A 21,440-nucleotide genomic window follows, 5' to 3' on the forward strand; every position below is an offset into this window, starting at 1 on the left:
AAACCCCCGTTTGCCCAGGCACGTCATGTGCCCGGCAAACGGGGGTTTTTCATGGCATAAGGTGCGATTTGACCGCGAAGCGGGCAACGCGCCTTTATTTGCTGTGCATTTTAAACTCAAGGAACAAGTCGTTGTAGTGGGACAGCATTTTTTTGCCCAGATTATCGTATACTTCCAGCTTGCCCGTCAGCGTCTCGTCCGGATAGAAGCGCTCATCCCCGGAAATATCCTCTGGCAGCAGCTTCAAGGCCTCGGCATTCGGCGTGGAATAACCGACATACTCGGCGTTGCGGGCCGCATTCTCGGGATCGAGCATAAAGTTGATGAACTGGTGTGCCCCGTCGATGTTGCGGGCTGTCTTCGGAATAACCATGTTGTCGAACCACAAGTTCGAGCCTTCTTCAGGCACCACGTAATCCAGCTTGTCGTTTTCGTCCATGATTTCGGAAGCGTCTCCCGACCACACGAGGCCTACGGCCGCCTCTTCATTGGCAAGCAGCATTTTGATCTCGTCTCCGACAATCGCCCGCACGTTCGGCGTTAAGGTGGACAATTTGGCCAGAGCCTGCTGCAAGTGGTCCTCATTGGTGTCGTTCAAGGAGTACCCCAGGCTGTTCAAGCCCATGCCGATGACTTCACGAGCGCCGTCGAGCAGCAAAATCTGGTTTTTGAGCCGGGAATCCCACAGATCGTTCCAGCTGTTAAACGTCAGCCCATCGACCAACTCGGGATTGTACACGATGCCGACCGTTCCCCAGAAGTACGGGATGGAATAGCGATTATCCTCATCGAACGACAGGTTAAGGAACCGGGGATCGATGAAGTTGAGATTGGGCAGCTTGTTATGATCGAGTGGGACAAGCAGGTTTTCTTCCTTCATTTTGCTGATCGCGTATTCGGAAGGGATCGCCACGTCGAACGTGGTTCCTCCCTGCTCGATCTTCGTCAGCATCGCCTCATTGGAATCGAAGGTCTGGTAGATGACCTTGATGCCCGTTTCCTCTTCAAATTCGGTCAACAGATCGGGATCGATATAATCGCCCCAGTTATAGATCGTCAACGTGTTGCCGCCGGAATACCCCTGGCTTCGGTTCAAGTAAGATGCCAGGATCATCAAGGCAAAGGCCGCAATGAATACCAGCGCAAACGTCCGTACCAGCTGTTTCATGGGCGCAGCCCCCTTCCGGCAGGCGTTTTCGCGGCGCGGCGGTTAATGAAGTAATACCCGATCACCAGCAGCACCGTCAGCAGGAACAGCAATGTGGACAGCGCATTGATGGATAGGGATACCCCTTGTCTCGCCCTGGAGTAAATCTCCACCGAAAGCGTGGAATAACCGTTGCCCGTCACAAAGAACGTAACCGCAAAGTCATCCAGCGAGTAAGTCAGCGCCATGAAAAATCCGGCGAAAATGCCTGGTTTCACGTAAGGCAGCACCACTCGCGTCAGCACCTGCCACGAGCCTGCGCCGAGGTCGCGTGCCGCGTCCATCAGCGTTGGGCTCATCTCCTGCAGCTTCGGCAGTACCATGATGACCACGATCGGCACGCTGAACGCAATGTGCGAGAGCAGGACCGAAGTGAATCCCAGCTTGATGCCGATCATGGTGAACAGGATCAGGAACGATGCGCCGATAATGACGTCCGGACTAACGATCAGCACGTTGTTCAGCGAGAGCAACGTATTTTTCGTCCGTTTGCGACGTACATGATAGATCGCCAGCGCTCCGGCAATGCCGAGAATCGTTGAAATCGCCGAGGACAACAACGCGATGATGAACGTGTTCAGCACGATGATCAGCAGCCGCGTATCCGCGAACACTTCCCGGTACCACTCCAGGGTGAAACCCTCGAAGTTCCGCATATGCCCGCCGCTGTTGAATGAATAGAAAATCAGATATGCAATCGGTGCGTACAAAATCAGAAACACGATCGTCAAATACAGGTTAGACAGCTTTCCGTTTCTTCCCACCGCGCACCTCCTTCCTGCCAGATCCGGTCAGAAACATGATGACTGCCATCGCAATGATCAAAAAGACGGCAATCGTCGAACCCATGCCCCAATCCTGGGTGACGAGAAAATGCTGCTCGATCGCCGTCCCCAGCGTAATAACCCGATTCCCCGCGATCAGACGAGTGATCATAAACAGGGACAAAGCTGGAATGAAGACGGCTTGGCAGCCGGATTTCACGCCGCTCAGCGTCAGGGGAAAGATGACCCGGCGGAACGTCAGCCAGGACGAAGCCCCCAGATCGCGGGCCGCATAGATCAGCGACGGATTCATTTCTTCCAGCGCATTGAAGATCGGCAAAATCATGAACGGAATAAAAATGTAGACCGACACGAATATGAAACTGAAGTCGGTAAACAAAATTTGCTGTGTGCCGATGCCGACCACTTCAAGCAGGGAATTGGTCAGCCCGTATGTTCCGAACAGGCCGATAAAGGCATATGCCTTGAGCAGCAGGTTGATCCAGCTCGGCAGAATGATCAGCAGCAGCCATAACTGCTTGTGCTTGGTCCGTGTCAGCAGGTAAGCCGTCGGATAGGATACCAGCAAAGAGAACACGGTGATCAAAAACGCGTACCAGAACGAGCTGAGCGTCATCTTCATGTACACTGGCGTAAAAAATTCGGCATAGTTGCCGAGCGTAAAATTCCCTTCAACGTCGAAGAACGAGTAATACACCACGAGCAGCACCGGGGCAACGACGAACAATACCATCCATATGACATAGGGAATCAGATACGCATTGCGCGTGCTCGCCTTAGTCTGCATGGGTTGCCTCCTGGTAGGATTCCAGGCGTTTGTCGAACTCTTCTTCCGTCTCGTTCAGGCGCATGACGTGAATGGCCTCCGGATCAAAATACAATCCGATTCGTTCTCCCACCGTAGCCTTTTTCGTCGAATGCACAAGCCACTCGTTGCCGGCGTCGTCATAGCTGGAAATTTCGTAATGCACGCCGCGGAACAGCTGCGAATCCACGCGCACCTTCAGCTTGCCCTGTTCCTCGGTCGTAATCTCCAGATCTTCCGGACGAATGACGATTTCGACAGGTTCGTCCGGCTGCAGCCCTTGGTCAACGCATTCATACTGTGCGCCCGCAAATTCAACCACGAAGTCCTGTTTCATCCGGCCAGCCACGATATTCGACTCCCCGATGAAGTCGGCCACGAAGCGATTGATCGGCTCGTCGTAAATGTCGTTCGGCGTGCCGCTCTGCTGGATGAGTCCCCCGTTCAGGACAAAAATCTCGTCCGACATCGCCAGCGCCTCTTCCTGATCATGCGTGACGAAAATGAACGTGATCCCGAGCCGCTGCTGCAGCTCGCGCAGTTCGTACTGCATCTCGGTGCGCAGCTTCAGGTCCAATGCCGAAAGCGGCTCGTCCAGCAGCAAAATTTCCGGCTCGTTCACGATCGCGCGGGCGATGGCCACGCGCTGGCGCTGACCGCCCGACATTTCTCCGATCTCCCGGTTCTCATAACCGGACAGGTTGACGAATTTCAAAGCTTCCAACACTTTGCTGCGAATTTCAGCCGTTTTCATTTTTTTGATGCGCAAGCCAAAGGCTACGTTCTCGAATACGTTCAGATGCGGAAATAACGCATAATCCTGAAAAACGGTATTCACCTGTCGCTGATGCGCAGGGATATGGTTGATCAAGGCACCATTGAAGTAAATATTGCCCTGCGTCGGTTGCGCAAAGCCCGCAATCAGCCTTAGAATCGTCGTTTTGCCGCAGCCCGAAGGGCCGAGCAGCGTATAGAATTTACCCCGTTCGATCTCGAAGCTGACTCCCTTCAATACGGCATCATCGTCGTCGTACTGTTGAGTCACCCGTTCGAACCGGATAATCGGTTGTTGTTCTGACATGTCTCGCATCGCCCCCTTAATCTTGAGGTTTACCCTAAGAAACCTTATCCATTATACACGACTTTGGTTCAGCCATGTTTCGAATAAGGTTAATTTACCCCATTTTCTTAGGATTGGAAAGGCATTCCGGCACGGGCTGCCCCTGATGGGCCGGACTCACATACAGACCATAGGAATTCCAAAAATAATTCCAAAAATCGAATCGAACACACGTTCCCAAAAGGTATAATATGGTATAATGGATGGGACGAAGCATCCGGTGGTACTACGTCACGGCGAAGATGCCCTGAGAGGGGGTGACGCTGTGTCGCTTGATCTTTTGGTGAAAATGCTGGACGTGCTGCTCAAACTGGTCGGTATTTCGGCCGGTTTGCAAACGTTAATCGGTCCGCGGAAGAAAACACGCAAAGTCAAGAAAAACCACCGGCAATAGGTTGGAGCCCCACCCGGTGGTTTTTCAGTGAAGTGTCGAAATCTCGCCGTGGTTGCCCACCGGCCGACTTTGTCAACATCCGCGATGTTCCCGCATCGCGGATGTTTTATGCTGCTACGGTTCTTATAGCACCAGTATACCACAATCGAAACGATGGGAACCATTCAAAACCGATCTCGACCGCGCCGTTGATGCCAGTATTCTGATTTGGCCGATTGACGCATATGATGTCGGGGATATGTAAATATGTGTGCAAGGAAACGGTCTGAACGCATGGAGTGAATTTCCGTACTGCGGAAAGGAGGCACCTATGGATCTTCGCCGTAATTTGCCGTTATTAATCGTGGTCTGTTTTCTCAGCCAGATGGGAGGATTCATGATTCTCCCCCTGTTTCCGCTGTTTATTGATGGATTGGGGTTGTCCAGCTGGACGATGGGAATCATCTTTGCCATGTTTTATGTCGGGAAAGTCATCGGAGGCATGCCCGCTGCCGGGTTGTATCGAAAAACGGGTGGCAAAACGTCGCTCATCCTCATGCTGCTGATGCTCGCGCTCTGCATGGCCGGCTTCGCCATGGCCTCCTCGGCCCTGCTGCTCGGCCTGCTGCGGCTGCTGCAAGGGCTTGCTTCTACCGGGCTTACCGTCACGGTGCGTTCGATCATCGGTGATGGCGGCAGCGAGCACAATCGCGGGCTGTACAATGGCTATATCAGCAGCAGCGAGGGTGGCGGCATGGTGCTCGGCCCGGTCGTCAGCGGCTGGCTGGCGCTGCATTTCCCGCCTTCCGTGCCCTTTTGGCTGGTCACGGTTTGCTGCCTGGTCGCCATGCTTGCGGCCATGGCTATACGCAACACAACAACAAGTTCTAAGGCTGACGGCGGATCATCGTCCAAAGAGGACGCTGCCATGCAATCCGCCGCCGCTTCCCCGTCCCCTGCCTCCTTTACGGAAGCCGATGAAAGTGCCAACCGGGCTGGACTCCGCGGCGAGCTTACACCCGGCCAGCAGGTGTTCGGTTATAGCCTGGTGCATTTTCTGGAAATGAGCGCATATGCCGTCTTCTTGACCTATTTTGCACTCTATGCGACCCATATCATGCAATGGAACTCCTTCTCCATCAGCCTGGCCTTTACGGTCGTAGGCATTTCAACCTTGGCCGCAGCGCCGCTGGCAGGTTATCTCTCGGATCGCATGGGAGACCGCCTGCTGCTCTGCATGCTGGGCATGCTGTTCATCGGGGTGGAGGTCGCTGTGTTCCTGACGACATCGTCGTATGTCTGGGTATATCTCGGCATGCTGATCGGCGGAGTCGGCGGGGCATGTTATATGGACTCCTTTTTCGCGCACATCGGCGATCATATTCCGGAGACTGGCCGCAGTGAAGCCATCGGCAAAATCGTCTCGGCCGCAGAGATCGGCTCCATCGTCTCTCCGTTGATTGCAGCGCTGCTGGCGGAAGCTGGATCGCTGTACGCCGTCTTTTGGTTCAACCTCGCACTCATAGGTGCGGCGATCACCGTGCAAGCCTTCATGCGCAAGCAGCATCGCACCGAACGTTTGTCGTCCGAGAATGCACGCAGCAAACAATAAAATTTGACTCAAAGGAGACCAAAATCCGTCCTTCTTGAATGGATCATCAGCCATTTTGAATGAGCGCGGCGATTTGTCCTGCGTGCTCGGCTATTTTGCTGCGCAGAAAGGGATCTGTCTTCTCAGGCAAAGCCGACGGATGGAAAAACATCGCTTCGAGAACTTCCACCCCATCCGGCCTTAGCTCACCCTCGTATTCGGTGCAGACGTAGCCGATCACCACATTGGAGTACACGTGGCCGTTCCGCAGCTTGGTATATAAATCTTTGCCCGAAAACACGCCGTACAACCGCAGCCGCCCTAGCTCGATCCCCAATTCTTCCCTGACTTCGCGCATGGCGCATTCCTCGGCGGATTCGTCCAGTTCCATGCATCCCCCCAGCACGCCCCAAGTATCATCGACATGGCGCACCAGCAAAATTTCCCCGGCCGGATTGAGGATCAGCACACTTGGCCTTACCAGAATGAGCGGCGCATTGCCGATTCGTTCACGCAAAGACTCGACATATCCCATTTTCGGACATCTCCTTATTATGTGAAGTTATGGAGTAAGTATAGTTCCGGAAAATCACCCAATAAAGAGAAAAGAATAGAGAATACATTTCCTATTTTCAGTAAAAAAAAGCCCGTTCGCATCACCTTAGTGGGCAAACGGGCATTTCATCGGGGCGTCGCCAAAAGCTGCAGCTTGGCAGGAATACGCCTTCTCCTGATAAAAAAAATTGGGCTTCACGAGTTTGTTGCGATACGGCTTATGGAAAATATGCGTCGTTGCAGGCGACACAGGCGGAATAAGCCAAGTCCAGTCGCCGGTCAGCTCGCGCCCCGCCTGGGATTCCCGCTGCTCGAACAAGGCAAACTGCGAAGCCGCCGTGTGATGGTCCACGATGCTGACGCCCGCCTTCTTGAACGAATGCAGCACGGCTGCATTGAGCTCCACCAGTGCCCGATCCTTCCACAGCGTCGTTTCGCTCGACGTGTCCATGCCAAGCGCCTTCGCGACTTCAGGCAGCTTGTTGTACCGGAATGGATCGGCGAGATTGCGCGCGCCGATCTCCGTTCCCATGTACCACCCGTTGAACGGTGCCGCCGGATAGGAAATGCCCCCGATTTCCAGACGCATGTCGGCAATCATCGGCACGCCGTACCAGCGCAAGCCCAAATGGGCCATCTCTGGCCGGTCCGGATGCTCGATGCGCACTTCCACGATATCCTCCCCCGGCACCTCGAACCATTCGGGGTCCTGTCCATCCGATTGAATAATGATCGGCAACACATCATATGGGGTGCCCGCCCCTTGCCAACCCAGGGACATCGCCACTTCAGTCATCTCCACCGAAGCCTGGTCGCCCACGATGCCATTCTCCGTTTCGTATCCGGCATACCGGATCAACTGATGATTCCAGATCCGCAAGGGAGCGCCTTGAGGCCCTTCCGGCGCCATAACCGTGATCATCGGAATGACCTTGCCGCCATTCGATGCCGTCCGGATATGGTGAAGGATGGCCTCGGCTGCTTGAGCGGCCGTCTCGATCTCGCGCGCATCCACGATGCGCAGCTTGTCCCAGAACAGGCGGCCGATGCAGCGGTTGCTGTTCCGCCATGCCATTTTGCAGCCATGCTCCAGCTCTTCCTTCGTGTGCGTGTACATGCCTGTGGCCGCGATGTCGCCCAGCACGACAACAAGCCGGGCCTCCGCGACTTCGCGCGTGTGGCCCAGCTCTTCATAACATGTATATATAAACCGTTCCGCTTCCAGTTTCAGCTCTTCCGGGTCTGTCCGCATTGTCCATAACCACCCATCCATACGACTTGAATGCCATCATTATACGGCAAGCCCACCGGATTTGTAAGCGAACGGGCATTTTGTTCACGGACTCTACATATCGTTGTCAGGATGCAGGCAACCTTGATTATTTGCCCAGAAAAGCATTCAGCATCCAGATTTCTTTTTCCAGTCCAGCCGTGAAGCCGATCAGCATATCTTCGGTTGCGTTATCCACGGCTTCGCCTGCAGCTTCAATGCCTTCGTGAATGACCGACACCATGGTCCGGAGATCAGCAACGACGGCCTCCACCATTTGCTCTGCGGTTGGTTGTCCAACCGCTTCTTCGATTGGCGAAAGGCTCAACTGCTCACTGAGCGTAGCTACGGGGCTGCCGCCAATCGCCAGCAAACGCTCGGCAACTTCGTCCATGTTGGCGGTCGCCAGGTTGTACAATTCTTCGAATTTGCCATGCAGGGTGAAGAAATGAGGACCTTTCACATACCAGTGAAAGTTGTGCAGTTTGGTGTACAATACGGACCAGCCTGCGATTTGGCGGTTCAGTACGTTGTGAAGTTCGGTCATGCGTGCGTTGAATGTGTTGGTAGTTTGGATTGTGCTCATGGATTATATCCCCTTTCGGAATGTAGAATTTAAGTGTTTATATAAGTTGATTCGTTCGTTACACCCGGTTACTCCGATTGCATCCCATCTCCAGAATGGTTCTGCATTCTCCGTTAATGTGTAACATATTCAATCAATTTATATTCATTTTTAACTTCTTTAATTTAGACTTAATCTAAATCTTGTTTTAATTATATCATCGGATATTCACTTTGAAAAGACCTATGGCACTTCTTTCAAATGAAGATTCCATGAAGCGGCCTTCATCTTCTGACCTTATATAACGAAATTAGACAAATGCACCATAAGACATGGACTGCATCATTATAACGGTTCCTACACGAAGTATTTTGAGCACGATCTCAAGAAAAAAAGGATATGTATAAGGACAACAAATATGATAATAATATTAATCATTCGCTTTCTGTTTTCTTTCACTTTGTTGACAAACTGAACATACATTTATAATATGGGGGTGAGAGGTGAGATGATAATGCGTCCAACCGTAATTGAAAGAAGTATCTTAACCGGACCGAGTGCTCACAGTTATTTACAAAATATGATCGAGTTCGACTTGCCAACCACAGCAGCACTCATTAAAAACTTATTGTTTACAGTGAAAGGGGCAGAACGTTACGTTAAACTGTGGGACGAGGAACAACTGTCCGACAAAGCAATGGTTATGGAGTATGCTTTAGCCTTGTTACAACACATTTCGGAGGAAGCTGCTCGAGAACAAGTTAGTGTAAACTTCTCAACTACAGAAGTTGCTAAGTACCTGGGCGTTTCACCGCAAACAATTAACACCTGGATTCGTCAGGGGAAAATAATTGGTGCTGAAAAAGAAGGACAGAAGTGGTCCAAAATTTCGGAAGATGCTGAAGTTATTTTTGCGAATGGTAATCGCGTCTCCGTTGCAGTATTGAAAGCGAATTGGGAAGCTGAAAACCAAAATCCAGAAGTCGATGAAATAACTTACTTACAAAAATCCATTAAAGAGTTTGAACAAAACTACGGTGGCACATTCGAAGAAGTTTTTGGCGACAAGACAATCAAAGAGCTCACAGCAGAGGACACAGATGCTTCGGTATGGTGGTCATACAAAGCGAGGTTAGCTAGTGCGCAAGTTTCTCAACGTTAAAAAGACAGTTTTCAGTAACCTTGATCATGTCTACCCGGAAATTTTTTCGGCAAGACCTATTGAGACGCCAAGAGAAGAACTCGACCACAAAAAGGGTCGAGAAATTAATGTGAATATAAAATTCCATGATTATGATGGATATCTTCAATGCAAAGAGATCTTTGAAGGTGACGAACTAATCGAATATTATTATGACTGGTATGCCGGTAACAAGGAGATTCTTCAAAAATTTCATGCCCACTATCACCGTGATGAAACTCCACACGAATTTAAAAAGTTTGATCCATGGCATTTCCATGTTCCTATGAACTTGGAAGACAAAGATGGTCAACGAATTGAAGGTGTTCCAGGGTATACAATACATGATGTTCTTAGTAATCATATTATTCCATATATTTTAAAAACGAGACGTTCTCAGAGACAGCGTAGAAATTAATCGTGAGTCCTCCTATTAAGGAGGACTTTTTGGTGCGATAAGTGCAGGTCCTTCGTGTACTAAAAGGCTTATCTATTTTGTAGCTACTACACTAAAGCACGCGTACAGGGGACACCGCCTTTGCCAATATTCGTCCAATTTCTTCATAGCTATGGGCTACGTAATGCGCCTGATGATCGGATTCCGGTTCGGCCTGGCGATGATTGAACCAGATCACCTGCCAACCGGCATCGACTGCGCCCACGACATCGTTCCGCCAAGAGTCTCCGATATAGAAGCTGTTGCGTGCCTCGGTCCCCGTCTGTTTGCTCACATGCTCGAACAAACGGCGGTCCGGCTTGGCATAGCCGATCGTCCCCGAGATGAAAATACGCTCTCTCGGAATCACGTCTCGCACCTTCAGTGCCTCAAGCTTGCGCTCCTGATGCGCACCTTCGCCGTTGGTAATCAAACCGACAAAATGGCCTTCCTCCATCAATTCATGCATCAGTGCATACGCTCCATCAAACGGTTGAATGTGGAACTGGCGGCCCAAATACCGCTCCTGGAGTGCAGCAGCCTGTTCAGGTTCTATCGCAATCCCGAACTCTTTCAGCATCAGCTCAAAACGCCGACGACGCATGCGCTCCACCGCTTCCGGCTCCGGCACGGCGGATAGCCCTTCCTGATCGGAAAGCCAGTCGCTGTAATAACGAAAACGGTGGTATGCCTCCGCATAAGGAAAATCGTCAGGCAGCCCGATGACTTCCTGCAGCGCTCCCCGCAGCGGCTGTAAATGATCGTACAGTGTATCGTCCACGTCGAAAAAGATCGCTTTTTTCTCTGGTTCCATTAACGTCATCTCCCTCCCACTTCTCATCCACGAAATGTAGCTATGATACCATATCCGCACAAGGATGTTGATATCTCACTCCAACCAACGCTTGAAACTCCTATGGCAAATGCCCTGATATCCTTGCTGTTCCTCTCCAAACAAAACATAAAAAAGACATACGCACTCTCTCCAAAAGAGAATGCATATGCCTGCTCCATTAATCCACGATCAACGGTACAACTTTGCCCGCATTAACATCGATCAAGCCATGATCCGTGATCTTGAGCGCCGGGCTTACCGCCAGCGAATGCGTGCTTAGCGACATGATCGGATTATAGTGTACATACCCGAGCGAGAGCATCGCTGCGCGCAGCTCCTTCACTTGATGTGATACAACAGCGAGTGGTTCCTCGGTCAGGATGCCACCCACCGGCAGTTCCAGATGGGACAATACTTTGCCGTCTTCCACTACACAGAAACCACCCTGGCTCGAAATCACCGTGTTAGCTGCCAGAATCATATCTTCGCGATTACGTCCTACAACCAGAAGGTTGTGATTGTCATGCGAATATGTCGTTGCAATGGCACCGCGTTTGATCGTATCCCCGCCAATCAGGCCATACGCCCGATTGCCGTTCACGGCATAACGCTCGAACGTCGCGATTTGACCGTATTCGCTGTTTTCCCATTGCAATTCACCGTTCAACGCTTCGATCGGCGCGATCAGCTCTTCCACAAAGGTCGAACCGTCTTTCACCATCATTACCCGGCAGTTATGCAGGCCATCGGACAACTGGGTAACCGAACCTGCCGAACTCGCCTCCGCCTTTGCTCCCAGCATGCTTCCGTTCACTTTGGGATCGTCCAGCCGGATGGAGAAATCGCTGGCTGCCAACGGATTCAGTTTCACGCTGCTATAGAAGTGTGACGGAAATTGCGGGGCTGTCCGTGTCTGCTCATACGGTTCGTAATCGTCATAAGCTTTCTTCCCGTTTTTATATACCTGTTCAATCGAAAGTTTATCCAGATCCGCTACAAGCGAGTAGTCGGCGATTTTACCCGGCGCGATGCTGCCGCGATCGGTCATCTTCATCCGTGCCGCAGGCGTCGACGTTGCCGCATAGATGGCGTCTTCGGGGCGCATGCCCATGCCGATGGCCTTGCGCACGATATGGTCAAGGTGTCCGCGGGCCACGAGCGAATCCGGCATGACGTCATCCGTGACGAAGCAGAAATGCTGCGACACATCATGCCTGATCAAGTAATCGATCACTTCCGGCGTCATCGATTTTTCCTGAATCTCGATGAACATGCCTGCCGCGATGCGGGCCTGAAGGCCTTCGATGCTTTGATGGGTATGATCGGAATCCACCCCGGCATAGATCAGGCGATGCAGATCCAGTCCCAGCAGCTTCGGTGTATGTCCTTCAATGACAAGATCGGGATAGTTTTTGCGGATATGGCGCAAAATCTGGTTGGTTTTGCATTCCGGATCGCGAATGACGTCAACGTAGTTCATGATTTCGCCCAGACAGATGATCTCCCCGGTCGCAAGCAGCGCATCCATATCCTCGATTTCGATTGATCCGCCCGTTGTTTCCATCGGCGTGGCCGGCACGGAGCTCGGGATGCCGTAGAACATGTCCACCGTCGTCTCCCGGCTCGCGGCCATCATTTCCTGCACGCCTTCCAGGCCGAACACGTTTGCCATCTCATGCGGTTCCGCCACGATGGAGGTAACTCCGCATCGGATCAGCCCGTGGGAAAAGGTCGCGGGGGTCACCATCGTGCTTTCGATGTGCAGATGGATGTCGATGAGGCCGGGAATCATGTACCGTCCCCGGGCATCGATCACCTCGCACGCTTCGAACCGATCCGTCCCGCCAGGTCCGATGTATAGAAATCTGCCGTCCAGCACGGCAACGTTATTCTCTTCGAATCGTTTATAGTAGCTGTTGTACACCCGTACATTGACAATCAGTTGATCGACACGCATGGGGCATCATCTCCTTTTTCTCGGTGTCAAGCATATGGAATGATGCCATAGGCTTCCATCCATGCTTCCTGCTTCTATTCCACAAGTACAAGCTTGTCCTGCGGGAAAATGAGGCTGACCCGCTGTCCGCTGAGATAAGGCGTCTCCATCTCCTGATTGGCGGTGAAGTCTCCCAGCTCCGTCTCGATCACGTATTGGTAACTGCGTCCCAAATACGTGCTGACCTTCACGATGCCCGGCAATGCGTTCAACTGTTCCGAAGTGTCGCCGCTCACGATCAGGTCGTCGGGACGAATCGCGCCTTTGCGCGCGCCCGGTCTTGCCGTCCCCGGATGTGCCGTCGCGGTGAACTGCCTTCCGCCGGCTTTCAAGGTAATCGTATCGCCCGCATCGCTGCGGTCCGCGAACTCGATGAAGTTGTGGAACCCGATGAACCGGGCCACGAATTCCGTCGCCGGATATTTGAAAATCGTTTCCGGGCGGTCGAGCTGCTCGACCACGCCTTTGTTCATGATCGCCACCTGGTCGGAAATGGAGAAGCACTCCTCCTGATCATGCGAGACGTACAATGTCGTAATTCCCAGCTCCTGCTGGATTCGGCGGATCTCCACGCGCATGTTCACCCGCAGGTTGGCATCGAGGTTGCTGAGCGGCTCGTCGAAGAGCAGCAGATCCGGCTCGATGACCAGCGCGCGGGCAATCGCCACGCGCTGCCGCTGACCGCCGGACAGCTCCTGCGGGAACCTTTTTTCGAAACCGTTCAGGTTCACCACTTCGAGAATGCGCATGACGCGCGCCCCGATATCTTTATCCTTCACTTTGCGCATCCGCAGGCCGAAGGCTACGTTATCGTAAACCGACAAGTGCGGGAACAGCGCATAGCTCTGAAACACAAATCCGAAATTCCGTTTGTTCACCGGAACCTTCGTATAGTCCTTGCCGCCGAACATGAACTTGCCTTGCTGTGCTTCCAGGAATCCGGCGATGAGACGCAGTGTCGTTGTTTTGCCGCAGCCGCTCGGTCCAAGGAGGGAGAGCAGCTTGCCTTTTTCCAGCTCCAATCGAAAATCCTTCAGGATCGTCTGGTTGTCATAAGCCACCGATACCTGGTCCAAAGTCAGCAATGCCATACGCTTTAGCGCCTCCAATTAACGTTTAGTAAAATAAGAAAGTCCACCCATTACACGTTCGATCACAAACATGAGCAAGCCGGTCAGCACCATGAGCAGCACCGAAATCGCCGCGATGGTCGGATCGAAATAATTTTCCACGTACGTCAGCATCTGTATCGGCAATGTGCTTACCCCCGGTCCGGTCATGAACACGGAAATGTCGACATTGTTGAACGACTCCAGGAAAGCAATGAGCACCGCAGCCAGAATACCCGACCGAATGTTGGGCAGCACCACCTGGAAGAACGTTCTGATCCGTCCCGCTCCCAGACTCAGCGCAGCCTCTTCCACGGCAAAGTCAAAGCTCGACAAGCTCGACGCGATGACCCGAATGATAAATGGAAGCATAATTACCGTGTGGCCGATCAAAAGCCCGAGGTACATCGGCAGATGATAGATCACGATCAAGTATCTCATCAGCGTGAAACCAAGCACGATCCCCGGGATGAGCACCGGAGACAGGAAGATTGCATTCAAAAGCGATTTTCCTTTGAAATCAAAACGGCTCAGCGCATAAGCGGCAGGAATCCCGAGCACCAGCGCGAGCAGATTTCCCAGCAGGGAAATGACGATCGACGTCTGGAACGTGCGCACGAAACCGCCTGCGTTGAATATATTTTCGTACCAGCGGAGGGAGAAGCCCTCCGGCGGAAATTTCAGTACCGTTCCCGGCTCGAACGACGTGACCGAGATGATCAGAAGCGGGCCCAGCAGAAAGATAAAGACCAGCAGACTGAACAGGCCCAGCCCGATATGTTTCTCCCGCATAATTTTACCCCTTCGGATTTAAAGTTTTGGCCAATTTGTTCATGATGCCAACGACGACAAACGTAATGACAATCATGATCGCCGCAATGACCGAGGCCAGATACCAGTCATTCAGCGTCATCGCGTTCTGATACAGGAACGTTGCGATGACCCGCTGCTTACCGCCGAGCAGGGCCGGCGTTGTATATGCCGTGAGGCTGCCCACGAAGACAAGCACGGCACCAATGACGAGACCGGGCACCGCCAGCGGGAAGACTACCCGGCGGAATGCCGTGAAACGGGAGGCTCCCAAGCTCTGAGCCGCTTTGAGCAGATCGCCGTCAATGTTCTCCAGCACGCCGACCAGGGAAATGATCATGAGCGGCAGGAACAGATGCGTCAGACCGATCATCATCGCGGCTGGCGTATACATGATATCCAGCGGTTTGTCGATGATGCCGAGACCGACCAGCGTATTGTTGACGAGCCCTTTGCGGCCGAGAATGATCATCCAGCTGAACGAACGCACGACCGGGCTCGTCAGCAACGGAAAGATGGCGAGGGCAAGCAGAATGCCCTTGCGCCGAGGCGCTTTTTGCGAAATATAATATGCCGTCGGGAATCCGAGCACCACGCATACCAAGGTGGTGACCACGCTGACCTGCAGCGTCGTAAGCAGAATTTTCAAAAAGTAGGGGTCTCTGAAAAATTGCATATACCCTTCAAACGTAAATCGGTTTTCCTGAAAGAAGGTCGAGCCGATCGTCAGGACAATCGGTATGACCATAAAGGCTGCCAGAAAAACGAGACCAGGCAGCAGCAGCCAGTACATAACTGATTTTTTCATCACGATGCTCCTGACATAAGGAATGGATTGGGATCGAAATGATACAGAATCGATTTCGACCCCTTTACGATATAGCTACGCATTAAGTGCGCCGATAAACAGTTCCAGGAACGCTTCGGCGTCAACGGCTTCACACACCAACGTGTTCGGCTTTTGACCGAGACGGTTCTGGAAGTCGCAGACCATTTGGCCATCGCACAGACGGCTCGCCGTTTCCACGTCCACGTAGTACGACTTGCGTTCCACAAGCTCCGGTGCGAGCGCCACGCCCACCGCCAGAGGATCATGAAGGGCGCATGCGCGTATGCCGTTCATTTGCTCATAACGCCGGATATATATTTCGGTGCTCTGCGCCACATAACTGCGCAGTACCGGATCGGTCAACCGCCCAATCGCTTCTTCATTCAGCAGCGTCTGGCGCGTAACGTCCAGTCCGACCTGCGTCAGCTTCTCGAATCCTGCATGCAGCACGATGCGTGCCGCTTCAGGATCAGCGTACGTGTTGTACTCGGCCGTCGGGGTAATGTTTCCGTGTCCGCGCACCACGCCGCCCATAAAGATGACTTCCTTGACGAGGGACGACAGCTCCGGGCATTTGGCCAGCGCAAGGGCCAGATTCGTCAGCGGCGCCGTCATAATCAGCGTCACTTCGCCAGGGTACCGTTTCACCTGTTCAATGATAAAATCCGGTCCAAAGCCTTCTTCTGCACGCTTCGAGCGCGCCGGATCGGGCAAAGCTCCGCCAAGCCCGTCCTGGCCGTGCACGCGATGTTCGTAATGAGACTGGCGGGTCAATGGACCCGCAGCCCCGGGGATGACCGGAATATCCGTTCCATCCACCAGCTCCAGCACTTTGCACGTATTCTCCGTGGCCTGCGCAAGCGATACGTTCCCACAGACCGTTGTGATGCCGAGCATATCGAAGCGGCGGCTTTTGACTGCCAGCAAAATGGCAAGGGCGTCGTCGATGCCGGTGTCCACGTCCAAAATCATGCGTTTTGTCGTTTCATTCATGGCTTAGTCCCCCACTTATTGCGCGATTTCGCGATTCCAGCGATCTGTCCATGTTTTTGCCTGTTTGTTGACGAATTCCATATCCAGCTTGTTCAGCTTCTCTACGACGTCCGCGCCGTATGTTACGCCTTCCGCTTCTTCCGCCGTCAACTCGACCTTGGTGTTTACCGGGGAATCGACTTTGGCTTTGGCCGATTTGGCCTGCACGTCTTGGCTGAGCTGCCAGTTGATGAACTCTTCGGCGAGCTCTTTGTTTTTGCTGCCTTTGACCACGTTGATCGTATTCATAACGGCATATCCGCCTTCGCTAGGCGTTACGAATTTCGCGTTTGGCACGGCTGCTTTCAGATCTTTGAAGTACATTTCCATGATCGGTCCGCCGGCGATTTCTTCTTGCGAGAACATGTTCACGAACTCCGACGTTTGGGTGTAGAACTTAACTACATTTCCGCTCAGTTCTTTCAGTTTGGCGAATGCCGCATCTTCATTGAACGTTTGGTTGCCTGCAATGCGGGATGCCGCATCCAGCACCATCGGTCCGGCCGTTGCCGTAATGTTCGGGATCGTCACGTTGTTTGCGAATGCCGGGTCCCACAGATCGTTCCAAGACGTGACTTCTTTGGATACCAGGTCCGGGTTGTAGGCGATGCCCAATTGTCCGATCGTGTAGGCAGGGCCGTAATCTTCGCCAAGCGGTGCTTTGGCTATATCGTAAATATCGTTAATGTTCGGAATTTTGGAACGGTCGATTTTTTCGAACAAACCTTCGTCAATCCCTTGCTGCGCATAGTAGTCCGACAAGTAGATCACGTCGACATCCGATGTGCCCTGGCGAATTTTGTTCAAGCGTTCGGCATTGTTGCCGACTTCCAACACGATGTCCACATTGTGCTCTTTTTCGAATGGACCGAATACTTCTTCATTAAAGAAATCTTCCGAAAATCCCCACGTGGAGATCACGAGCTTGGTCGGCGCCGCGCCGCCATTGCTTGAGCCTTCCGCGTTATCCGCGTTGCTTCCGCATCCTGCCAGCAATACCGATGTCATCGCTGCTGCTACCAAACCGCTTACCCATGTTTTCCTCATGTTCCTGATTCCTCCTAGAAATGTGTGTTGGTAAAAAAACAAAAAGAAAAGCATTCTTGTATTCAACAAGAACACTTTTCTTCGTAAACAAAGGAAAGCGACACCCGTTACCGGTTCATTCGAGGTTTCCGCTTCAGAATCAATCCGAAGCAAGACGCCATCGTGCTATGAAATTGTGTAGGACCCGATTCATGCGGTGGAGCGGTTCAATGCACGTTGCTTGCCGACAAGTCGGTCAGCCCTATGCTTGCTCCAGAATCACGTTCGTGATGGCCCACTGCGTGGACGCATCATAATCCCTGAGTACAGCTTCAATTGGCAACCCCATCTGCTGCTCCAACTTGTCCCTGAATTTTTTCTTATATAAAACAGACATACGGAAGTCCACTTCCAGCTTCAAGCCGGGGGCCTCCCCTTCCAGGGCGTCGGAGCGCGGCGAACGTCGGTGTTTGGCATAGAAGGTCACGATGTTCTGATCGATCGTCACTCTCAGGAGAGTCGTCCCGAATCCGAACAGTTCCTTCGAAATTTCATTGTAGAACTGGCACATTTTTTTCTTGCTTTCATTGCTGTCCAGTCGTTCCATTGAACTCACCCACATCATTTACTACCGTACATTCGACGTGTTAACACGATTGATTATACATAAATGTCCGGGTTTGGGCAACCCAAAAGATCAATATAACCAACATTGCACCTACAAAAAGCGAACATTTAACATTATATGATCAGTATTTGTCACATTTTCACGATTATAGGAAACCGTAACTTCCTACCGTAAATCATACCCTCTCGGCACCTAATCTATCCAAAGGCATGAATATTGATATGGCGACCGCTACTGCGGACGATCCGTCGGTGATTACCCCAAAAGCATGGACAAACTTCTGCAACTACCGTTAAAATGGGACAAAATGTATGCCTATTATCTAAAATATGGAATCGGAGGTTTGAATCATGAAATGCCCTGTTTGCAATCATGAAAACGCAAATGCACGCTTTTGTGAAAAGTGCGGCTCCAACCTTGCTCCAGGCGAGCCTTTGACTGAAACAAGGAAGATGGATGAAAGATTGGAGCCTGCGGCTGCGGCAGAATCCGGGTACACGCATTGGTCCAGTACGCAGGAGCCATTTTCCGCGTCCCCCTCGTCGTCTCCATCCGTCTCGGCACAGCCTTCCGCATCCGGTGACAAGGACAACAATCAATGGAGCAATGTACTGCAGAATGAAAAAGTTCAACAAGCCAAAGAAGTAAGCAAGCAATACCTGTCTTATTTTCTGAGTGTGATGGCCCGCCCTTATCAGACGATGAAAACGGTCGGTGAACAACATGCCCTGAACGGACTTTTAACCATGGCACTTGTCATCCTGCTGGTCTCCTTATTCTTTTTGCAAACCTTCAGTGCCTACAATTTTTCGAGCTTGTTCTTGGGCGGATTCGTTCGTCCGTTGATCTTTACCGCCGTAACGCTGGCTGCTGCGCTCGTTTTGATCTACGCCGTGTTGAAAATGGAAAAGCTCGCTTTTCATGCGAAGACCCTCGTCGCCCAATTTGGCAGTTTGCTTGTCCCTGCTGCAGCCTCGCTCATTGTAGCCAACGTGTTTGTGTTTATTTCATTTTCCATCGCATTCTATTTATTTGTTGTTTCTTATATTATTATTTTTGTGGCGCTGAATGCGGTGCTGTTTCATTATCCGCTCAATCGTTCTGCGGCCGCAATGGACAGCCTTTACAGTGTATTGATTGCAAACGTCGTGCTGTTCTATATCATGTACCGTTTGCTCGCTGCAACCATTTTCGGCATGATCGGCATGTTGTTCTAGCCTTTTGTACGCTATATAAGTACATATTGTTTAAGAAGTTCTCACCGCATGTTCTATCATGCGGATGGAGGACTTCTTTCGTCTACGGGATTGCGCTTTCCGTACCATTTACACTACAATATGTAGTGTTCAATCCTATTATAGAAAGCCGAGGACTCCCATGGACCATAACATGAATGACATGCAAATGATGCAGATGAACCATGAAGCCGCCGCCATCTCCTACCTGTGGCTGATGATCGGGGGCATGGCCTTGCTGCTGGCTATCGCAGCCTACGTTTGGGCGTTTCGAATCAAAGGCTCCGTAATGGCGCATTCCAAGAAACAGGAGCGGGCAGCGATTAAGAAAAAAAGCCGTTCCATCCGACTGGCAGCCCATATTACACTGGCGGCATCGCTAATTTTGATGGGGGTATACGCTCTTCAAGGAGCGAATACGAAATACGACGTTTCCGATCTGGACGCAAACGCCGATATCGAAGTCACTAACGATGCTTATTATGGCGCAAAGCATACGGAAGATCCTATTTCATACGAGATGAACATACCCACTTCGGGACCGCACAATCCTCATGACATCAAGTTTGGATTCTATACCGATTTTCCGGGGTATCCTTATCTCGTCCATAATCTGGAGCATGGGGATATCATTATTTATTACCGTGAAGACGCAAGCGAGATGATCAAGGAACATCTCAAATATTTCGCCAACTTCCGCAAGGCTGGTTCCGGCATTCTCGCCGTGCCCAACCAAGATATTCCGGAAGGGAGCGAGTTCGTCGTCACCGCCTGGACCAAAACGATGAACTTGCCCGCATATGACGAAGCCAAAATCGGCACGTTCATTAACCGCTATATCAACCAGGGACCGGAGAAAATCCCCCCTTCCGTTCGGCAAGGCGGCGGAACCATGTAATACGGCAGCAAGCGCAGACCGACTCAATTTTAAAAAAAGCCGCAAACAGCACCGGAATAAAACTCCGGTCTGTAGCGGCTTTCTTTTATGAATGTCACGACATGGTGCGCTGTGGCAGCGCAGTAATTAATAACGCTGCGGAGCAGCCTTTTTGCCCAGGTCGGTCATGTATGTGAAGAATGCTTCAGGGTCCGTGTCATAGACGAGCTGTACCGGACGTCCGTCCGCTTGCTCTACCGTACGGCCTTGGCTCGGACCATCCGGAATCACGACGCAGTTGACCGTTTTTTTCTTCACGATATCTTCGCGTCCCACGGAAGCCGTTGTTAACACGTCCCACAGATAGTACGTGGAGTTCGTCTCGCTGTACACAAGCGGCGGACATCCTGCATAACAGTTGCCGATGAAATCCACGCCTTCATAGCGGCGTTCGGAAGCCCAGCGTTTGCGCACGGCTGGCGTCAGCGGCACTTTGTTCGTGCTTTCCAGTGCCACCAGGTCGATCTGGATGCTGCTCTCCCATACGCGGTAAGCTGCCTCCGGATCCCAGAAGACGTTCCATTCCGCGGTGCCGTCGTGTTCAGGCTCCTCGACGTTCCCTTTTTCGAATGTGCCGCCCATCCATACGAGCTTCTCGATTTTCTCTTCGATGTCCGGTGCTTCATCCAAAGCGCGTGCCAGGTCGGTCAGCGGGCCGGTAAAGAGCAGGAGCGTCTTGCCTTCCGTATTGCGTACTTTTTCAATCAAATGTTTATGGGCAGGAATGGTGGACAGCGGTGCTTCCATCTTTCCGGATTCGTTCAGAATCGGCAATGCATCTACATAAAATGAGTGCAATCTCCACGCCGCAGGGAACGGGTTTTTCCCTCTGGAATTGGATTTCGAAACTTCGATCTCATACGAACCGAAACGGTCGATGATTTTGCGGCTCGCATCGGTCGCCGGCTCCAGATATCCGTCTGCCGGAATTACCGATACCCCGGTTACGTGTACATTGTCCATTTGCAAAAGCATAAACAACGAAACGAGGTCGTCCACGCCGCCGTCATGGTTAAAGTAAACATTCAACTTGTTGGTCATTGCTTGTTTTTCATCCTTCCTCTGGTATCCCATTGATGTTGAACAGGTCCGTCCGCCCTAGCCGACGTTACCTCT

At 51.9% G+C, this 21,440-nt stretch carries 22 protein-coding genes; 6 read left to right on the plus strand and 16 right to left on the minus strand.

What is annotated here, in order from left to right; all coding sequences use genetic code 11:
- Positions 1-94 precede the first annotated feature (94 nt).
- Genes SNR34_RS29155 through SNR34_RS29170 form a run of 4 tightly spaced genes read right to left on the minus strand, consistent with a single transcriptional unit; the run spans position 95 to position 3,878 of the window.
- Positions 95-1,168 carry an ABC transporter substrate-binding protein gene (locus SNR34_RS29155; RefSeq protein ID WP_486180744.1) on the minus strand — a complete coding sequence of 358 codons (1,074 nt, stop codon included), beginning with the start codon at positions 1,166-1,168 and terminating at the stop codon, positions 95-97.
- Complete coding sequence (locus SNR34_RS29160; protein WP_236413215.1) at positions 1,165-1,971, minus strand: ABC transporter permease; 807 nt, start codon at positions 1,969-1,971, stop codon at positions 1,165-1,167. Before SNR34_RS29160 ends, SNR34_RS29155 begins: the two co-directional genes overlap by 4 nt.
- A complete protein-coding gene (locus SNR34_RS29165) occupies positions 1,946-2,779 on the minus strand; it encodes an ABC transporter permease (protein ID WP_236413216.1) in 834 nt (277 codons plus the stop codon). The genes SNR34_RS29160 and SNR34_RS29165 overlap by 26 nt, the downstream gene beginning before the upstream one ends.
- The gene (locus SNR34_RS29170; RefSeq protein WP_236413218.1) at positions 2,769-3,878 is read right to left on the minus strand and encodes an ABC transporter ATP-binding protein; all 1,110 of its coding nucleotides are present in this window, start codon (positions 3,876-3,878) and stop codon (positions 2,769-2,771) included. The genes SNR34_RS29165 and SNR34_RS29170 overlap by 11 nt, the downstream gene beginning before the upstream one ends.
- Before the next feature lie 304 nt (positions 3,879-4,182).
- Here SNR34_RS29170 and SNR34_RS29175 point away from each other — a divergent pair, with 304 nt between their 5' ends.
- Both SNR34_RS29175 and SNR34_RS29180 read left to right on the plus strand, forming a co-directional pair.
- On the plus strand, positions 4,183-4,311 hold the full coding sequence (locus SNR34_RS29175; RefSeq protein WP_290371416.1) for a hypothetical protein: 129 nt from the start codon (positions 4,183-4,185) through the stop codon (positions 4,309-4,311).
- A 310-nt stretch (positions 4,312-4,621) separates the two neighbouring features.
- The gene (locus SNR34_RS29180) at positions 4,622-5,902 is read left to right on the plus strand and encodes an MFS transporter (RefSeq protein ID WP_486180745.1); all 1,281 of its coding nucleotides are present in this window, start codon (positions 4,622-4,624) and stop codon (positions 5,900-5,902) included.
- 46 nt (positions 5,903-5,948) lie between these two features.
- On the opposite strand, the gene SNR34_RS29185 is transcribed toward SNR34_RS29180, so the two are convergent.
- The 3 genes from SNR34_RS29185 to SNR34_RS29195 form a co-directional block, all read right to left on the minus strand.
- Positions 5,949-6,416: an NUDIX domain-containing protein gene (locus tag SNR34_RS29185; RefSeq protein ID WP_486180746.1), complete on the minus strand. Its 468-nt coding sequence runs from the start codon at positions 6,414-6,416 to the stop codon at positions 5,949-5,951.
- A gap of 126 nt (positions 6,417-6,542) precedes the next feature.
- Positions 6,543-7,688, minus strand: coding sequence for a nitric oxide synthase oxygenase (locus SNR34_RS29190; RefSeq protein ID WP_486180747.1), 1,146 nt, complete (start codon positions 7,686-7,688; stop codon positions 6,543-6,545).
- Between the two features lie 127 nt (positions 7,689-7,815).
- Positions 7,816-8,292, minus strand: a complete 477-nt coding sequence (locus tag SNR34_RS29195; protein WP_343261832.1) for a Dps family protein — start codon at positions 8,290-8,292, stop codon at positions 7,816-7,818.
- Between the two features lie 493 nt (positions 8,293-8,785).
- Here SNR34_RS29195 and SNR34_RS29200 point away from each other — a divergent pair, with 493 nt between their 5' ends.
- Both SNR34_RS29200 and SNR34_RS29205 read left to right on the plus strand, forming a co-directional pair.
- Complete coding sequence (locus tag SNR34_RS29200; RefSeq protein WP_339275091.1) at positions 8,786-9,433, plus strand: helix-turn-helix domain-containing protein; 648 nt, start codon at positions 8,786-8,788, stop codon at positions 9,431-9,433.
- Complete coding sequence (locus SNR34_RS29205; protein WP_339275093.1) at positions 9,411-9,869, plus strand: hypothetical protein; 459 nt, start codon at positions 9,411-9,413, stop codon at positions 9,867-9,869. The genes SNR34_RS29200 and SNR34_RS29205 overlap by 23 nt, the downstream gene beginning before the upstream one ends.
- 91 nt (positions 9,870-9,960) lie before the next feature.
- On the opposite strand, the gene SNR34_RS29210 is transcribed toward SNR34_RS29205, so the two are convergent.
- The 8 genes from SNR34_RS29210 to SNR34_RS29245 form a co-directional block, all read right to left on the minus strand.
- Positions 9,961-10,701, minus strand: a complete 741-nt coding sequence (locus SNR34_RS29210; protein WP_486180748.1) for an HAD family hydrolase — start codon at positions 10,699-10,701, stop codon at positions 9,961-9,963.
- Positions 10,702-10,900: 199 nt separating this feature from the next.
- The gene (locus tag SNR34_RS29215) at positions 10,901-12,679 is read right to left on the minus strand and encodes an adenine deaminase C-terminal domain-containing protein (protein ID WP_486180749.1); all 1,779 of its coding nucleotides are present in this window, start codon (positions 12,677-12,679) and stop codon (positions 10,901-10,903) included.
- 74 nt (positions 12,680-12,753) lie between these two features.
- Positions 12,754-13,809, minus strand: coding sequence for an ABC transporter ATP-binding protein (locus tag SNR34_RS29220; protein ID WP_236413231.1), 1,056 nt, complete (start codon positions 13,807-13,809; stop codon positions 12,754-12,756).
- A gap of 18 nt (positions 13,810-13,827) precedes the next feature.
- Positions 13,828-14,619 (minus strand): ABC transporter permease, encoded by a 792-nt coding sequence (locus SNR34_RS29225; protein ID WP_236413232.1) that lies wholly within the window; start codon positions 14,617-14,619, stop codon positions 13,828-13,830.
- Between the two features lie 4 nt (positions 14,620-14,623).
- The gene (locus SNR34_RS29230; RefSeq protein ID WP_236413233.1) at positions 14,624-15,445 is read right to left on the minus strand and encodes an ABC transporter permease; all 822 of its coding nucleotides are present in this window, start codon (positions 15,443-15,445) and stop codon (positions 14,624-14,626) included.
- Positions 15,446-15,520: 75 nt separating this feature from the next.
- On the minus strand, positions 15,521-16,459 hold the full coding sequence (locus SNR34_RS29235; RefSeq protein ID WP_236413234.1) for a nucleoside hydrolase: 939 nt from the start codon (positions 16,457-16,459) through the stop codon (positions 15,521-15,523).
- Positions 16,460-16,474: 15 nt separating this feature from the next.
- Entirely contained in the window at positions 16,475-17,545 is a 1,071-nt protein-coding gene (locus SNR34_RS29240) for an ABC transporter substrate-binding protein (protein WP_486180750.1), read from the minus strand.
- Positions 17,546-17,786: 241 nt separating this feature from the next.
- Positions 17,787-18,131, minus strand: a complete 345-nt coding sequence (locus SNR34_RS29245) for a DUF2294 domain-containing protein (protein WP_236413236.1) — start codon at positions 18,129-18,131, stop codon at positions 17,787-17,789.
- Between the two features lie 473 nt (positions 18,132-18,604).
- Here SNR34_RS29245 and SNR34_RS29250 point away from each other — a divergent pair, with 473 nt between their 5' ends.
- The gene (locus tag SNR34_RS29250) at positions 18,605-19,369 is read left to right on the plus strand and encodes a hypothetical protein (RefSeq protein ID WP_486180751.1); all 765 of its coding nucleotides are present in this window, start codon (positions 18,605-18,607) and stop codon (positions 19,367-19,369) included.
- Positions 19,370-19,541: 172 nt separating this feature from the next.
- On the plus strand, positions 19,542-20,285 hold the full coding sequence (locus tag SNR34_RS29255; RefSeq protein WP_486180752.1) for a DUF3105 domain-containing protein: 744 nt from the start codon (positions 19,542-19,544) through the stop codon (positions 20,283-20,285).
- A gap of 126 nt (positions 20,286-20,411) precedes the next feature.
- On the opposite strand, the gene SNR34_RS29260 is transcribed toward SNR34_RS29255, so the two are convergent.
- Entirely contained in the window at positions 20,412-21,365 is a 954-nt protein-coding gene (locus tag SNR34_RS29260; protein ID WP_236413240.1) for a nucleoside hydrolase, read from the minus strand.
- Between the last annotated feature and the right edge of the window lie 75 nt (positions 21,366-21,440).

The organism is Paenibacillus sp. XP01 (assembly GCF_057364885.1).

What these genes read in the sequence shown, in the direction of transcription:
- SNR34_RS29185 (WP_486180746.1), bottom strand. Translation starts at nt 6,416, where the DNA reads ATGGGATATGTCGAGTCTTTGCGTGAACGAATCGGCAATGCGCCGCTC.
- SNR34_RS29255 (WP_486180752.1), top strand. Translation starts at nt 19,542, where the DNA reads ATGAATGACATGCAAATGATGCAGATGAACCATGAAGCCGCCGCCATC.
- SNR34_RS29200 (WP_339275091.1), top strand. Translation starts at nt 8,786, where the DNA reads ATGCGTCCAACCGTAATTGAAAGAAGTATCTTAACCGGACCGAGTGCT.
- SNR34_RS29170 (WP_236413218.1), bottom strand. Translation starts at nt 3,878, where the DNA reads ATGTCAGAACAACAACCGATTATCCGGTTCGAACGGGTGACTCAACAG.
- SNR34_RS29240 (WP_486180750.1), bottom strand. Translation starts at nt 17,545, where the DNA reads ATGAGGAAAACATGGGTAAGCGGTTTGGTAGCAGCAGCGATGACATCG.
- SNR34_RS29190 (WP_486180747.1), bottom strand. Translation starts at nt 7,688, where the DNA reads ATGCGGACAGACCCGGAAGAGCTGAAACTGGAAGCGGAACGGTTTATA.
- SNR34_RS29230 (WP_236413233.1), bottom strand. Translation starts at nt 15,445, where the DNA reads ATGAAAAAATCAGTTATGTACTGGCTGCTGCTGCCTGGTCTCGTTTTT.
- SNR34_RS29220 (WP_236413231.1), bottom strand. Translation starts at nt 13,809, where the DNA reads ATGGCATTGCTGACTTTGGACCAGGTATCGGTGGCTTATGACAACCAG.
- SNR34_RS29210 (WP_486180748.1), bottom strand. Translation starts at nt 10,701, where the DNA reads ATGGAACCAGAGAAAAAAGCGATCTTTTTCGACGTGGACGATACACTG.
- SNR34_RS29195 (WP_343261832.1), bottom strand. Translation starts at nt 8,292, where the DNA reads ATGAGCACAATCCAAACTACCAACACATTCAACGCACGCATGACCGAA.
- SNR34_RS29165 (WP_236413216.1), bottom strand. Translation starts at nt 2,779, where the DNA reads ATGCAGACTAAGGCGAGCACGCGCAATGCGTATCTGATTCCCTATGTC.
- SNR34_RS29250 (WP_486180751.1), top strand. Translation starts at nt 18,605, where the DNA reads ATGGATGAAAGATTGGAGCCTGCGGCTGCGGCAGAATCCGGGTACACG.
- SNR34_RS29180 (WP_486180745.1), top strand. Translation starts at nt 4,622, where the DNA reads ATGGATCTTCGCCGTAATTTGCCGTTATTAATCGTGGTCTGTTTTCTC.
- SNR34_RS29260 (WP_236413240.1), bottom strand. Translation starts at nt 21,365, where the DNA reads ATGACCAACAAGTTGAATGTTTACTTTAACCATGACGGCGGCGTGGAC.
- SNR34_RS29235 (WP_236413234.1), bottom strand. Translation starts at nt 16,459, where the DNA reads ATGAATGAAACGACAAAACGCATGATTTTGGACGTGGACACCGGCATC.
- SNR34_RS29215 (WP_486180749.1), bottom strand. Translation starts at nt 12,679, where the DNA reads ATGCGTGTCGATCAACTGATTGTCAATGTACGGGTGTACAACAGCTAC.
- SNR34_RS29155 (WP_486180744.1), bottom strand. Translation starts at nt 1,168, where the DNA reads ATGAAACAGCTGGTACGGACGTTTGCGCTGGTATTCATTGCGGCCTTT.
- SNR34_RS29225 (WP_236413232.1), bottom strand. Translation starts at nt 14,619, where the DNA reads ATGCGGGAGAAACATATCGGGCTGGGCCTGTTCAGTCTGCTGGTCTTT.
- SNR34_RS29245 (WP_236413236.1), bottom strand. Translation starts at nt 18,131, where the DNA reads ATGGAACGACTGGACAGCAATGAAAGCAAGAAAAAAATGTGCCAGTTC.